3 protein-coding genes are annotated in these 1,387 nt (G+C 34.4%); all 3 read right to left on the bottom strand.

Translation table 11 applies throughout. The annotated features are described in order from the left end of the window. The coding region (locus B3J44_RS15275) for a glutamate-1-semialdehyde 2,1-aminomutase (RefSeq protein ID WP_286969385.1) at positions 1-899 on the bottom strand (899 nt) is incomplete at its 3' end. Between the two features lie 32 nt (positions 900-931). Next, positions 932-1,183 carry a hypothetical protein gene (locus B3J44_RS15270; RefSeq protein ID WP_286969384.1) on the bottom strand — a complete coding sequence of 84 codons (252 nt, stop codon included), beginning with the start codon at positions 1,181-1,183 and terminating at the stop codon, positions 932-934. A 30-nt stretch (positions 1,184-1,213) separates the two neighbouring features. Beyond that, the coding region (locus B3J44_RS15265) for a LysM peptidoglycan-binding domain-containing protein (protein ID WP_286969393.1) at positions 1,214-1,387 on the bottom strand (174 nt) is incomplete at its 5' end.

The following is a 1,387-nucleotide window of genomic DNA, read 5'->3' as shown; positions in this document are numbered from 1 at the left end:
AATGTTCCTGCTTGGTAAACTGGTCCAAGAGGAGCTAGATAATTCATGATTTCTTCGCGTGCTGCAAAAGCTCCAACAGGAAGTCCGCCACCGATAACTTTTCCGAAAGTCACGATATCAGCATCAATTCCGTACAATTCCTGAACTCCTCCGCGCGCCAAACGGAAACCTGTCATTACCTCATCAAAAATCAATAAGATTCCGTTTGCTGTACACAAATCTCTTAAGCCTTGCAAGAAACCTTTTGCTGGCGGAATACATCCCATATTTCCTGCAACTGCTTCAATAATAATTGCAGCAATTTCTCCTTTATTTGCTTCAACCAATGTTTTTACATTTTCTAAATCATTGTATTTTGCTAATAAAGTATCTTTTGCAGTTCCTTCTGTAACTCCTGGACTATTTGGAGATCCAAAAGTTACTGCTCCACTTCCCGCCTGAATCAAAAATGAATCAGAATGTCCGTGATAACAACCTGCAAATTTTACGATTTTATCTCTTTTTGTAAATCCGCGAGCTAGACGAATCGCACTCATACAAGCTTCTGTACCTGAATTTACAAAACGTATTTTATCAATATTCGGAACCATAGAAACTGCCAAAGCTGCGATTTCTGTTTCCAATTCTGTTGGCATTCCAAATGAAGTTCCAAGCTTTGCTTTTTCAATAACAGCATCAACAACTGGCTGATATGCATGACCTAAAACCATTGGCCCCCAAGAGTTGATGTAATCTATTAATTTGTTTCCGTCTTCATCATATAAATATGCGCCTTTAGCACTTTTTACAAAAATCGGAGTTCCGCCAACTGCTTTAAACGCTCTTACTGGTGAATTTACTCCTCCCGGAATTACTTTTTCTGCTTCAGCAAAAAGCTGACTACTTCTTTTATATAACATTTAATTTTAGATTTTTGAGTTTAGATTTTAGATTATCTACTTAATCCTTTGTCTTTTATAAACTCATTGAAATATTGTTGTTCTATTTGTTCTTCTTTTGAAAGCTCTTCTATTTTGGTGTCAGACATTCTTATGGGTGAATAAAAAGTCCATTTCCAAGTTGGTTTATATTTTATAAATAAATGTTTTTCTGCAAATTCATCATGAATATAAACTCCGCAAAAAAGTCTAATAATTAAAACGGTAGAGAAAATAAAAGTCCCAATTGCGATTTTCTTTTTCATTAATAATTTACAATTAATAACTAACAATTATTACTTCACTTTCAACCTCTGCCCGATCGAAATTGCATTATCGGTCAGATTATTTTTTCTTTTTAAATCTTCAACCAATAAATTGAATTTCTTCGAAATGGAATAGAGCGTATCTCCTTTTTGAACTTCATATAAATTCGGATCGTATTGATTCATATTGATCTTTGGATCAGA

Source organism: Flavobacterium sp. UBA4854, assembly GCF_002399805.1.
Classification (GTDB): domain Bacteria; phylum Bacteroidota; class Bacteroidia; order Flavobacteriales; family Flavobacteriaceae; genus Flavobacterium; species Flavobacterium ginsengisoli.
Note: the sequence above shows the minus strand (reverse complement) of the source record. Positions and strands in the feature narration are given on the sequence as shown.